Source organism: Corynebacterium sp. UMB4614 (genome assembly GCF_030217065.1).
Taxonomy (GTDB): Bacteria; Actinomycetota; Actinomycetes; order Mycobacteriales; family Mycobacteriaceae; genus Corynebacterium.
Genome location: NZ_JASONC010000017.1, coordinates 42,925 through 54,520, shown reverse-complemented (window position 1 = coordinate 54,520; position 11,596 = coordinate 42,925). Strand labels below are relative to the sequence as shown.

Genomic DNA, 11,596 nt, shown 5'->3' with positions numbered 1-11,596 from the left:
ACCGGGTGGAAACAAGCCATCAACCAACTAGCTGTGGCATACCCCGACCGATTCGCGGACTACTTGTAAACCAAGCCTCCGCACACAAACAATCGGACACTCTCGGACACACTGTTCTTTACTTAACCCCGTAGCGTGGACAACCGTCTTTTTTAGTGATGCATCACCGCGCCCAACCGCCGAAGGAGGCCATACCGGAATTGAAGGAGAACACCACAGCCACACCCCAGCCTCCAGCAGATGACAAGCTGGTCACCCCTGCATTCGCGCTCGCGTGGGTCATTAACTTCACCCAGTACCTCGCCTTCTACATCCTGGTAACGACGATGGCCCTCTACGCGGTGAAACAGTTCGCCGCCTCGGACGCGGCGGCGGGTTTCGCCTCCAGCTCCTTCGTCGTCGGTGCCACGGTGGCGCGCTTGTTCTCCGGATACCTCGTGGACGCCTTCGGCAGGCGGCGGGTGCTGTGGATCTCCCTGGCGGTGGTTGCGGTCAGCAGCGTGGGCTATCTGGTTGAGGGTTCCTTCTGGGTGCTGATCCTGGTGCGCATGCTGCACGGCCTGAGCTACGCGATCGCGTCAACGGCGGTGATGACGACCGCCCAGCGCGTGATCCCGCCGGCTCGCCGAGCGGAGGGCACGGGCTTCTTCGCGCTGGGTAATACGCTCTCCACGGCGCTGGGCCCGGCATTCGGGCTGTTCCTGGTCGGTCAGTTCAGCTACCGCGCATTGTTCACGACGACGATCGCGGTTGCGGTGGTCAGCCTGGTTCTCGGCGTCCTACTGGGAATGACGGCGGGGGAGCGCGCCGCAGCGGAAGAGGCCCGCGGAGGGGAACGTCCGAGCTTCCACGCCTCGGATATTGCGGACGGTCGGGTCGTGCCGATCGGTGTGTTCATGCTGATCGTGGGTGTGAGCTACTCGGGCGTGATCACGTTCCTGATGAGCTACTCGGAGGATCGGGGCACGCAGACGGGCGCCTCGGTGTTCTTCCTGGCTTATGCCGCCGCGATGTTCATCTCCCGCTTCTTCCTGGGCCGTATCCAGGACGAGCGCGGCGATAACGCGGTGGTGTACTTCGGCGTGGCCATGTTCATCCTGGCGTTGGTGGTGCTGGCACTGGCGGGTAATGACGCGCTGGTGATCGTTGCTGGTGTGTTGAGCGGTCTGGGTTATGGGACGCTGATGCCCGCTTCGCAGGCTATCGCGGTGCGGTTGGTGGATGCCTCTCGGCTGGGCACCGGCATCTCAACCTTGATGTTGCTGGTTGATGTGGGCGTGGCCCTGGGGCCGATCTTCCTGGGCTCCCTGATCAGCGCGACGGGGTATTCGGCGATGTACCTGCTGCTCGCGGGGCTGGTCGCGGTGGCTGGGGTGTTCTACTTCTTTGTCCACGGGCGGCGGCCGCAGGCGAAGCAGGGGTATGCGGAGGCTTAAGCCGACGCCTGGCTGCACAACGCGGTGGGCTAGCGTTAGTTGATATGGCACGTGATGGTGATGAGTTAACGCAGGGGGCAGGAGCACGAGGGGAGGCCGACGGCGCGCAAGCGCTGGTGGCTGGTGGGGAGTCGAGCTCGGCGGCTGGACAGAAGCCCGATGCGGGAGCTGACGACACGCCGGGCTCGGCGAATGCCGAGAAGCCTAGCTCGGCGGTAGCCGAGAAACCAGCGGTACCGCAATCGATCTGGGTGCTGGTGGCCGCGGCGTTCATCATCGCGCTGGGCTATGGGCTGATCGCGCCGATCCTGCCGCAGTTCGCACAGTCCTTCAACGTGGGCGTGGCGGCGGCTGGCGCGGTCATCAGTATCTTCGCTTTCTCTCGCTTGGCTTTCGCCCCGGTCTCTGGGCGGCTGGTGGATCGGCTGGGCTCGCGGCGGATCTATCTTTCGGGCCTGCTCATCGTGGCATTGACCACCGGGCTGGTCGCGTTCGTGGGGGAGTACTGGCATATCCTGCTGCTGCGCGCGGTCGCCGGTATTGGTTCCACGATGTTCACGGTCTCCGCGATGGGGCTGATCGTGCGCCTGTCCCCACCGGAGATCCGCGGCCGCTGCTCCAGCCTGTACGCCACCGCCTTCCTGCTGGGTAATGTGCTGGGGCCGGTGCTGGGTGCGCTGCTGACGGTGCTGGGGATGCGCGCGCCCTTCGCGATCTACGGTGCGGCGGTGTTCCTGGCTGCCCTGGTGGTGTGGTGGCGCATGCCCGCCTCGGTCGGGGTGCGGCCCACCGAGGGTGGGCGGCCGACCACCCCGATGCGTTTCCGTGAGGCCTTCGCGGATTCCGCATATCGCAGCGCCCTGGTTGGTGGCTTCGCCAATGGGTGGCTGAACTTCGGCGTGCGCGTGGCGACGCTACCGCTGCTGGCGGCGGCGATCTTCGAATCCGGTGCGGCTTATGCGGGGCTGGCGATGGCGACTTTTGCTGCGGGCAATGCCGTGGTGCAGCAGTTCAGCGGGCGCGCGGCTGACCGAGTGGGACGCAAGCCGCTGATCCTGGTTGGGCTGCTGGCCAATGGTGCGTTCACGGCGGCGCTGGGCTTTTCGGACCGCGTGTGGTCGCTGTTGCTGCTCAGCGTGCTAGCGGGAGCGGGGGCCGGGCTGTTCAACCCGGCGCAGCAGGCGGTGCTGGCGGATGTGATCGGTGCGGAGCGTTCGGGTGGCCGGGTGCTCGCGAATTTCCAGATGGCGCAGGACACCGGCTCGATCCTGGGGCCCATCATCGTGGGGCTGCTGATTCAGTGGGCGGGCTTCCGCGCGGGTTTCCTGGCCTGCGGTGTGGTCGCGGGGCTCGCGGTGGTGGCGTGGTGCTTCGGTAGGGAGACGCTGCGCAAGCCGAGCTCGGTCTCTGCGCTGTAGGGGGCTGGCAAGTCTGCTCCCCACGATAGCTGCGCGCCATGGCGAAGCGGGGAGGGAAGCGGAGATAGCGGGGAGTGGGAGTCCAGTGGGAAAGACAAGAAAAAGCGGGGCCCGAGGGTGATCCTCGGGTCCCGCTGGGGCTCAGGCCGGCTTGCTAGCCGGGCAGAGCGGCAGTATTACTTGCCGAAGTTGGAGAACTGCTTGGCGATCTTCTCGATGTTCGCGAAGAGAGCGGAGATGGAACCCAACAGGGTGACAACGCCAGCGATGACAGCAGCGACATCCTTGAACTTGTCCCAGGAGGAGGTCGGCTCCTCGTAGCGGATGTTGCCCTCGGCATCGGTAATGACTTCGCCGTTCTTGTTCTTCAGTGGCTTGTTCTTGCCGTTGCTCCAGCCGAAGAAGTTGTCAGCGGACCCCTTAGCGGAAGGCTTCTCGCCGCCCTGCTTCTTGGAGGAGCCATTAGCGTTCTGCTCAGCGGCGGCAACCTTGTCGTCCTTGATCGGCTCCTGGGCGACGGCGACGCCGTGGGACAGAGCGACGGAGGAAGCAGCTGCGAGTGCGATGATGGTCTTCTTCACGAAGAATCCTTCCCGGCCCCTGATGTCGAGGACCGATTGTGTCAATGAAGTGTGAGAACGATCCGGCGCTGAATCCTCATGCACCACCGGCTCCCCGGTGCTGCCACGAACCCGGCGAAAAATTTTCGACCACGTCCAGCGCGTACGCAGCAAAGTATAAGCGAAAGATGATAAAAAACAACCACTATTTTTATTTCTTTCCAGCTTTTCGTGCAGGTCGCGGGTAAAGCCCCAGCCCGCGCGCGAAAAATGGGTCTAAAAGCGCGCACAATGTGCGGAAATTCACAATCCATCGCTCTGGGGTTTGGCTGAAGCCATAGCACCTCGACGGCCAAGATTTGGGAGGCCAGCCAGCCTGTGCCATAATGTGCAGGTTGCCTCGCGCGGGCACGCTTTGTCGTGCGCGCACAACCGAGGCAAGGACCGCGTGCGTGAGGGTCGGAAATCCCGCGCACACCAACTACTAGGTTCTAGGAGACTCTAAAGTGCTTCAGCAAGAATCGCGCGTGCGAGTAGCTGACAACTCGGGTGCCCGGGAAATCCTGGTCATCCGCGTGCTCGGCGGCTCCGTCAAGCGCAGCGCTGGCATTGGCGATGTCGTGGTTGCAACCGTCAAGGAAGCAGCCCCAGGCGGCACCGTCAAGGAAAACGAAATCGTGCGTGCAGTCATCGTCCGTACCAAGAAGCCAACCCGCCGCCCAGACGGTTCCTACATCTCTTTCGACGAGAACGCAGCCGTCATCATCAAGGCCAACGATAACGACCCACGTGGTACCCGTATCTTCGGCCCAGTCGCTCGTGAGCTTCGCGAGAAGAAGTTCATGAAGATCGTTTCTCTTGCTCCGGAGGTGCTGTAAATGAAGATCCGCAAGGGCGATACCGTCATTGTTATCTCCGGCCCGGACAAGGGTGCTAAGGGCAAGGTCATCGAGGCTTACCCGAAGCGCGACAAGGTTCTTGTCGAGGGCGTCAACCGCATCAAGAAGCACGTAGCCAACTCCGCCCCTGAGCGTGGCGCAGAGTCCGGCGGCATCGTGACCCAGGAGGCACCGATCCACGTCTCCAACGTGATGGTCATCGACTCCGACGGCAACCCGACCCGCATTGGTTACCGCTTCGAAGACGGCAAGAAGATCCGCGTATCCAAGCGCAACGGGAAGGACATCTAAGGATGAGCGACAACTACACTCCTCGTCTGAAGGCTCAGTACCGTGAGGAAATCCGGGAAAAGCTGCAGGCTGAGTTCAACTTCGACAACGTCATGCAGATCCCAGGCGTGACCAAGGTTGTCGTCAACATGGGCGTCGGCGACGCTGCACGTGACTCCAAGATGATCAACGGCGCAATCGCTGACCTGACCGCAATCACCGGCCAGAAGCCGCAGGTCCGCACCGCGAAGAAGGCAATCGCTAACTTCAAGCTGCGCGAGGGCATGCCGATCGGCGCCCGCGTCACCCTGCGTGGCGACCGCATGTGGGAGTTCCTGGACCGCCTGCTCACGATCGCACTGCCGCGTATTCGTGACTTCCGCGGCCTCTCCGACCGCCAGTTCGACGGCCACGGCAACTACACCTTCGGCCTCTCCGAGCAGACCATGTTCTACGAGATCGACGTGGACAAGATGGACCGTCCGCGCGGTATGAACATCACCGTCGTCACCACTGCCACGAACGACGAAGAGGGCCGCGCGCTGCTGCGCCGCCTCGGCTTCCCGTTCAAGGACAAGGACGGCAAGATGCAGCAGGCTGACTAGTTTCTAGTCTTCTGTAGCTGTGTGAAAGCGCTCCACCGGCAACGGTGGGGCGCTTTTGCTATGGAGGGGAGCGGGTGCGGGGACGACGCGCACGGAAAATAAGGTGATACGTCATCGACAGGGGTGGGGTTTCGTCGCTAGGCTGGGGACCATTCTGTATTTATCAGCATCCCGGTGTTTCCGTGCCGGAGGTGCGAAGAACAGCAAAGGAGCAAAAATGTCTTTCCTGCCTAGCGCAATCCTGCGTTCCGTCCCGGGCGCCTACATCGTCAACTCTGCCATCGAGAAGTTCGGCGCCGAGCCAGCCAAGTCCGCCGGTCTTCAGCAGTTCGCCGCCTCTGGCGTGCCTGCCCTGAAGAAGCTGCCCAGCGATCAATTCGCCAATATCCTCGGCGGGGCAGAACTCGCGGTCGGCGGCGCCCTGCTCGCGCCCTTCGTCTCCAACAAGCTCGCCGGCGCGGCCCTGACCACCTTCGGTGCCGGCCTGCTCTCCATGTACTTCCGCAACCCCAACATGACCCACGAGGACGGCATCCGCCCCACCGAGGAGGGCCTGCAGCTTTCCTCCAACGTCTTCCTCGTGGCGATCGGCGCCGGGCTCGTCGCCATGGATGCCGCCGACGGTGCCAATAAGTTCGCCACGAAGCGGAAGATCAAGAAGGCCGAGAAGCGCGCCGAAAAGCGGGCGCTCAAGGCCGACAACTAACCCCGCGCAGGTTCTGGCGTTGCGCACTCCGGGGAGGTTGAACCAGTAGGGGGTAAACCAAGGGGTGCCACGCCAGGGGGGGGGACAGACAATTAACGCCGGATTCACTCTGGCCTCCCTTGCGGGTTACCTCGCTTGCCTATCTTGTTCTTCGCAAGACCCACAAGAAGAAGGACAATTACGTGGCAATCAAGGGCATGAACCTGCTGTTCCAATCTCGTCGCTCGTCCCGCACCTGTACCTACAAGTGCGGTAACGCCTGCTTCGGAGAGTGCTCAAACACCTCCTCGAACCCATACTTCGGGGACATCTCCCGCCGCAGCGTGCTGCGGGGTGCTGGCCTGGCGGCGCTGACGGTCGGCGGCGGAAGTGCACTGGCGGCCTGCGCAGACGGCAGCACCGCCCAGTCCGCGGGCTCGTCGGAGGGCGGCAAAGCCCCCGGCCCGCTCAAGGGCATGCAGTTCGAGCCAGTGGCTGCCAATGAGAAGGACGAGCTCGTGGTTCCCGAGGGCTACGCCTCCGGCGTCCTGATCGCCTGGGGTGACCCGATCTTCCCGGACGCCCCGAAGTTCGACCCGTACAAGCAGACCGCCAAGGCCGCGGAGCGCCAGTTCGGCTTCAACAACGACTTCGCGGGCCTGCTGGAACACCCGAAGGACCCGAACCGCCTGCTGTACGTGTGCTCCCACGAGTACACCACCGAGCCACACATGTTCCCGCGCTACGATGCGGAGAACCCCACCGACGAGCAGATCAACATCGGCCTGGCCAACCACGGCCACACCATCCTCGAGGTCTCCAAGGTCGGCAAGACCGGCGAGCTCAAGCGCGAATTCGGCCCGCTGAACCGCCGCATCACCGGCGAAACCATCTTCGAGATGCGCGGCGTGGCCGCCGGCCACGAACTGGTCAAGACCAAGGCTGACCCGACCGGCAAGAAGGTCCGCGGCACCCTGAACAACTGCTCCGGCGGCATCACCCCGTGGGGCACCTTCCTCTCCGGCGAGGAGAACTTCGAGCAGTACTGGGCCAACGCCGACAAGGCCCAGGTCGAGGGCAAGGCCAAGGAAGACATCAAGCGCTTCGACCCGCCAGAGGGAGCCTCCGAGCGCAAGTGGGAGCGCCTCCACGACCGCTTCGACCTCTCCAAGGAACCCAACGAGTTCCACCGCTTCGGATGGATGGTCGAGGTCGACCCGACCGACCCGTACTCCACCCCGGTCAAGCACACCTCCATGGGCCGCTTCAAGCACGAGGCCGGCAACATCTACGTCACCGACGACGGCACCGTCGTCTGCTACTCCGGCGACGACGCCCGCTTCGAGTACATCTACAAGTTCGTCTCCTCCAAGAAGATCAAGGAGGGGGACATGAAGCACAACATGACCATCCTCGACGAGGGCACTCTCTACGTCGCCACCCTGAAGGGCAACTCCCCGGACAAGGAGATCACCGGCGACGGCGAGCTGCCAGAGGATGGCAAGTTCGACGGCACCGGCCAGTGGAAGAAGCTGCTGACCGTCACCGCGGACGGTGCGGAGTCCCACGTCGAGGGCTTCACCCCGGAGGAGGTCGCCGTCTACACCCGCATGGCTGCAGACAAGGTGGGTGCGACCAAGATGGACCGCCCGGAGGACTTCGAGGCTAACCCGCACACCGGCCTGCTCTACGTCTCCCTGACCAATAACAAGTACCGCGGTGCGACCGGCGAGAACGCCGAGAAGAACCAGGAAGACCCGAAGGAATACGCTCCGATCAAGGAGAACAAGAACGGCCTGGTCATGGAGATCGACGACGAGCACGCGGGGGAGAAGTTCACCTGGAACCTGCTGCTGGTCTGTGGCGACCCGGAGGAAGCCGAGACTTACTTCGGCGGCTTCGATAAATCCAAGGTTTCCCCAATCTCCTGCCCGGATAACCTGGCCTTCGACTCCCACGGCAACCTGTGGATCTCCACCGACGGCAACGCCCTGGACAGCAACGACGGCCTGTACGCGGTCGGCCTGAAGGGCGAGAACCGCGGCGAGACCCGCTGCTTCCTCACCGTTCCGGTGGCTGCGGAGACCTGTGGTCCGATTGTCACCGATGAGCGAGTCATGGTGAACGTCCAGCACCCAGGCGAGGACGACGACGCCACCTTCGAAAAGCCCGCTTCCCACTGGCCGGATGGCGGCAACTCCATCCCGCGCCCGGCCGTGGCTGTGGTCTGGCGCCGTGACGGTAAGAAGATCGGCATCGAGGCCTAGCAGAAAGAGCCCAGCGGAAAGCCCTAGGGGGGATGGCCGCGGCGACCGGTATATCGGCGCCGCGGCTTTGGCGTTAGTTCTCCAGCCGGAGAGCAGGACGGTCGGATGGATACTAGCGGGGCCAACAGACGCCGGCTTGGCAATAAATACGCAGGTTGCTAAGCTTGTTGAGTCTTGTTGCGGGAAAAGTGTGCCCACAGCACACTTGACGTGCGCAGATCTGCTCACACAGTCAACAAGAGCTAGTAAGAAAACATCCACTTTGTTGTAGGCCCCCTGCCCATAGCGGCCGCGGACACATCTTGGTAGCGAGCGCCCCAAGCTATTGGGCTTGGAAGTGCGTTAGTCGCCAGCGAGACGCGGTGCACGCGAAAAGGGTGGGAACGGGAACCGCAACGAGAAAGGTAAAGGTCACCTAAACCATGACCATGACTGACCCGATCGCGGACATGTTGTCCCGCGTGCGGAACGCTTCCAACGCGTTCCACGACAGCGTCACGATGCCTTCCTCCAAGCTCAAGGCTCACATTGCTGAGATCCTGAAGCAGGAAGGCTACATCGAAGACTTTGCCGTCAACGACCGCAAGGATGGCAAGGCAGGCAAGGAGCTTGAGATCACCCTCAAGTACGGCCCGACCCGCGAGCGCGCACTCGCCGGTGTCCGCCGCGTCTCCAAGCCAGGCCTGCGTGTGTACACCAAGTCCACCAATCTGCCAAAGGTTCTCGGTGGCCTGGGCGTGGCAATCATCTCCACGTCCCACGGCCTGCTGACTGACCGTGAGGCCTCGAACAAGGGCGTCGGCGGCGAAGTGCTCGCCTACGTCTGGTAATAGAAGGAGGAACCAAGCATGTCTCGTATCGGCTTCGCTCCGGTGTCCGTCCCTTCTGGCGTCACCGTCACCATCAACGGTCAGAACGTTGAGGTCAAGGGCCCAAAGGGCACCCTCAACACTGACATCCCAGCGCCGATCGCAGTGGCACAGGAAGGCGACGAGATCATCGTCTCCCGCCCGGACGATCACCGCAAGAACCGCTCCCTGCACGGCCTTTCCCGCTCCCTCGTCAACAACATGGTTGTTGGCGTGACCGAGGGGTACACCACGAAGATGGAGATCTTCGGCGTTGGTTACCGTGTGCAGCTCAAGGGCAAGGACCTCGAGTTCTCCCTGGGCTACTCCCACCCAATCCTGATCAAGGCTGACGAAGGTATCACCTTCGCCGTGGACGGAAACACCAAGTTCTCCATCTCTGGCATCGACAAGCAGAAGGTCGGACAGATCGCCGCCAACATTCGTGGCCTGCGTAAGGATGACCCATACAAGGGTAAGGGCATCCGCTACGAGGGCGAGCAGGTCCGTCGCAAGGTCGGAAAGACGGGTAAGTAATGAGCAACAACGATTCCAACAAGGCTGGCAAGCGCCTTCCGCTGGGCAAGGACATCTCCACTCGCCGTCGCGTTGCGCGCTCCCGCCGTCACAACCGCATCCGCAAGACCATCCAGGGCACCCCAGAGACCCCGCGTCTCGTCGTGCACCGTTCTTCTCGCCACATGCACGCACAGATCATCGACGACACCGTCGGTCACACCCTGTGTGCTGCGTCCACCCTCGAAGCAGAGGTCCGTGGAGTCGAGGGCGACAAGAAGGCACGTGGCGCCAAGGTTGGCGAACTGATCGCACAGCGTGCGAAGGAAGCTGGCATTGAGGCAGTCGTCTTCGACCGCGCTGGCTACCAGTACCACGGCCGCGTCGCCGCTCTGGCAGACGCCGCCCGCGAAGGTGGTCTGAAGTTCTAATGATCACCAACACCATGAACTCCAACGGAAGGAACGCGTGATGTCGGAACGTGACCGTAACGGCGGACGCTCCGCCGATAACAACCGCAACGATCGCAACGAGCGCGGCGGCCGCAACGACCGCGGTGGCCGTAACGATCGTCGCAACAACCAGCAGGACGAGCGCAACCAGTACATCGAGCGCGTCGTCACCATCAACCGTGTGTCCAAGGTCGTCAAGGGTGGTCGTCGCTTCAGCTTCACCGCTCTGGTGATCGTGGGTGACGGCCAGGGTATGGTCGGTGTCGGCTACGGCAAGGCCAAGGAAGTCCCGGCTGCTATCCAGAAGGGTGCCGAGGAAGCTCGCAAGAACTTCTTCCGCGTCCCGATGATCAACGGCACCATCACCCACCCGGTGCAGGGCGAGGCCGCAGCAGGCGTCGTCATGCTGCGTCCGGCTGCCCCAGGTACCGGTGTTATCGCCGGTGGCGCAGCCCGCCCGGTGCTGGAGTGCGCTGGCATCCAGGACATTCTCTGCAAGTCGCTCGGCTCGCCGAACGCCATCAACGTTGTTCACGCAACGGTGGCCGGCCTGAAGGAGCTCGTGCGCCCAGAAGAGGTCGCCGCACGTCGTGGCAAGAGCCTCGAAGAGGTTGCTCCGGCAGCCATGCTGCGCGCCCGTGCTGCAGGACAGGGGGCATAACCCATGGCACTGAAGATCCGTCAGATCAAGGGCACTGTTGGTAGGAAGCAGAACCAGCGTGACACGCTGCGTTCCCTCGGCCTGAAGCGCATCGGTCAGGAGGTCATCCGCGAGGACAACTCTGTCACCCGCGGCATGGTCCACACCGTTCGCCACCTGGTCGAGGTCGAAGAAGTGGCAGGGGAGTAAAAATGAGCGATCCAATCAAGCTCCACGACCTCCGTCCGGCCAAGGGTGCAAACAAGGCCAAGACCCGCGTCGGTCGTGGTGAAGCATCCAAGGGTAAGACCGCTGGTCGTGGTACGAAGGGCACCAAGGCCCGCAACAAGGTTCCTGCATACTTTGAGGGTGGCCAGATGCCACTGCAGATGCGTCTGCCGAAGCTCAAGGGATTCAAGAACAACAACAAGGTCATCTTCCAGGTCGTGAACGTCTCCGACCTCGAGAAGGCCTTCCCGAACGGCGGCGACGTCGCAGTTGCCGACCTCGTCGCAGCTGGCCTGGTCCGCGCTAAGCAGCCGGTCAAGGTTCTGGGCAACGGCGAGATCAGCGTCAAGCTGAACGTCACCGCACAGAAGTTCTCGGGCTCCGCTAAGGAGAAGATCGAGAAGGCAGGTGGCTCCGTCACGGAGGCTTAAGCCTGATCAACGCCACCCGGCGAGGGGCTTTCCCCTCCCGGTAGCGTCGCAGCAAGACCCCGCATGGTGCATCACGCACCGGCGGGGTCTTCTGCTTTCTGTGACCTGCGCGCCTAGCAGGCCGAAGACTTTCTAAACCAGTAGCCAAACTGTTACTCTAGTTTGGTTATCTGCCTAGGCGCCTCTCACTCAGTGGCCGCCTAGGGGTGGCATAATAAGCAACCGGCAGCGTGGCAAAGAAAACCGTGTCCGCACCGGCTGCTACTTTGCTACTAGAGACTTCAATTCCAAGGCGCACGCTCTGCGGCATCGGCCCTGCGATAACTCGCGCGGCCACCACG

The 11,596-nt window shown here is 62.7% G+C and carries 14 protein-coding genes; 13 read left to right on the top strand and 1 reads right to left on the bottom strand.

Annotation, left to right across the window (positions count from 1 at the left end):
- Window positions 1-200: 200 nt before the first annotated feature.
- Window positions 201-1,436 (top strand): MFS transporter, encoded by a 1,236-nt coding sequence (locus tag QP413_RS07945; protein WP_284781375.1) that lies wholly within the window; start codon window positions 201-203, stop codon window positions 1,434-1,436.
- A gap of 44 nt (window positions 1,437-1,480) precedes the next feature.
- Window positions 1,481-2,854, top strand: coding sequence for an MFS transporter (locus QP413_RS07940; protein WP_284781374.1), 1,374 nt, complete (start codon window positions 1,481-1,483; stop codon window positions 2,852-2,854).
- A gap of 176 nt (window positions 2,855-3,030) precedes the next feature.
- Here the strand turns inward: QP413_RS07940 and QP413_RS07935 are convergent, their stop codons facing one another.
- Window positions 3,031-3,435 (bottom strand): hypothetical protein, encoded by a 405-nt coding sequence (locus QP413_RS07935; protein WP_284781373.1) that lies wholly within the window; start codon window positions 3,433-3,435, stop codon window positions 3,031-3,033.
- A gap of 485 nt (window positions 3,436-3,920) precedes the next feature.
- Here QP413_RS07935 and rplN point away from each other — a divergent pair, with 485 nt between their 5' ends.
- The 11 genes from rplN to rplO all read left to right on the top strand — a co-directional run bounded on the left by rplN (window position 3,921) and on the right by rplO (window position 11,255).
- Window positions 3,921-4,292, top strand: coding sequence for a 50S ribosomal protein L14 (gene rplN, locus QP413_RS07930; protein WP_070758299.1), 372 nt, complete (start codon window positions 3,921-3,923; stop codon window positions 4,290-4,292).
- Window positions 4,293-4,604, top strand: coding sequence for a 50S ribosomal protein L24 (rplX, locus tag QP413_RS07925; protein WP_012359597.1), 312 nt, complete (start codon window positions 4,293-4,295; stop codon window positions 4,602-4,604).
- Window positions 4,605-4,606: 2 nt separating this feature from the next.
- Window positions 4,607-5,188, top strand: coding sequence for a 50S ribosomal protein L5 (gene rplE, locus QP413_RS07920; protein WP_012359598.1), 582 nt, complete (start codon window positions 4,607-4,609; stop codon window positions 5,186-5,188).
- A 217-nt stretch (window positions 5,189-5,405) separates the two neighbouring features.
- Window positions 5,406-5,894, top strand: a complete 489-nt coding sequence (locus QP413_RS07915) for a hypothetical protein (RefSeq protein ID WP_284781372.1) — start codon at window positions 5,406-5,408, stop codon at window positions 5,892-5,894.
- A gap of 182 nt (window positions 5,895-6,076) precedes the next feature.
- Complete coding sequence (locus QP413_RS07910; RefSeq protein WP_284781378.1) at window positions 6,077-8,140, top strand: PhoX family phosphatase; 2,064 nt, start codon at window positions 6,077-6,079, stop codon at window positions 8,138-8,140.
- A 422-nt stretch (window positions 8,141-8,562) separates the two neighbouring features.
- Complete coding sequence (gene rpsH / locus QP413_RS07905; RefSeq protein WP_012359601.1) at window positions 8,563-8,970, top strand: 30S ribosomal protein S8; 408 nt, start codon at window positions 8,563-8,565, stop codon at window positions 8,968-8,970.
- Window positions 8,971-8,988: 18 nt separating this feature from the next.
- Window positions 8,989-9,525 (top strand): 50S ribosomal protein L6, encoded by a 537-nt coding sequence (rplF, locus tag QP413_RS07900; RefSeq protein WP_070758302.1) that lies wholly within the window; start codon window positions 8,989-8,991, stop codon window positions 9,523-9,525.
- The gene (gene rplR / locus QP413_RS07895; protein ID WP_012359603.1) at window positions 9,525-9,935 is read left to right on the top strand and encodes a 50S ribosomal protein L18; all 411 of its coding nucleotides are present in this window, start codon (window positions 9,525-9,527) and stop codon (window positions 9,933-9,935) included. Before rplF ends, rplR begins: the two co-directional genes overlap by 1 nt.
- A gap of 40 nt (window positions 9,936-9,975) precedes the next feature.
- Window positions 9,976-10,617 (top strand): 30S ribosomal protein S5, encoded by a 642-nt coding sequence (rpsE, locus tag QP413_RS07890; RefSeq protein ID WP_148792170.1) that lies wholly within the window; start codon window positions 9,976-9,978, stop codon window positions 10,615-10,617.
- Window positions 10,618-10,620: 3 nt separating this feature from the next.
- Window positions 10,621-10,806: a 50S ribosomal protein L30 gene (gene rpmD / locus QP413_RS07885; RefSeq protein WP_012359605.1), complete on the top strand. Its 186-nt coding sequence runs from the start codon at window positions 10,621-10,623 to the stop codon at window positions 10,804-10,806.
- A 2-nt stretch (window positions 10,807-10,808) separates the two neighbouring features.
- Window positions 10,809-11,255 (top strand): 50S ribosomal protein L15, encoded by a 447-nt coding sequence (gene rplO, locus QP413_RS07880; protein ID WP_012359606.1) that lies wholly within the window; start codon window positions 10,809-10,811, stop codon window positions 11,253-11,255.
- The last annotated feature ends 341 nt before the right edge of the window (window positions 11,256-11,596 follow it).